The 571-nt window shown below is 40.8% G+C and carries 2 tRNA genes and 1 rRNA gene; all 3 read right to left on the reverse strand.

What is annotated here, in order from left to right:
• Nucleotides 1-215: 215 nt before the first annotated feature.
• Nucleotides 216-291: transfer RNA gene (locus H5116_RS20105), tRNA-Ala, on the reverse strand.
• A gap of 50 nt (nucleotides 292-341) precedes the next feature.
• Nucleotides 342-418: transfer RNA gene (locus H5116_RS20110), tRNA-Ile, on the reverse strand.
• 76 nt (nucleotides 419-494) lie between these two features.
• Nucleotides 495-571, reverse strand: a 16S ribosomal RNA gene (locus tag H5116_RS20115); the annotation flags it as partial.

A 571-nucleotide genomic window follows, 5' to 3' on the forward strand; every position in this document is an offset into this window, starting at 1 on the left:
AAAACGTTAATTAAATGGCACTGAATGGTACTGCTACCATTCTTTTTTTACTTTTGAAAACTCTTGATAAATACAAAGTATCTATCAGAATTTTATTATCAGCTTTTCCAAATTTTTAAAGAGCAAGAGATACAAAAACCTCTCAAAATTAAACACACTCTATTCTCAGGCGGTTAATGGCCCGATAAAGAATATTTATTTTTAAGAAGTAAAAGTGGTGGAGCTAAGCAGGATCGAACTGCTGACCTCCTGCGTGCAAGGCAGGCGCTCTCCCAGCTGAGCTATAGCCCCACATATGCTGGTACTTACTGTTTTAACCATCTTCTTGATTAGACAAGAAGTGGTGGGTCTGAGTAGATTTGAACTACCGACCTCACCCTTATCAGGGGTGCGCTCTAACCAGCTGAGCTACAGACCCAAAACAATAAGTGTTGTTCTCTTTACAATAACAATCATCTGTGTGGACACTACGAACAAATAAGTTCTAAATCGTATAAGGAGGTGATCCAGCCCCAGGTTCCCCTAGGGCTACCTTGTTACGACTTCACCCCAGTCATGAATCACTCCGTGG

The organism is Pseudoalteromonas sp. SG45-2 (assembly GCF_014164115.1).
GTDB classification, from domain to species: domain Bacteria; phylum Pseudomonadota; class Gammaproteobacteria; order Enterobacterales; family Alteromonadaceae; genus Pseudoalteromonas; species Pseudoalteromonas distincta.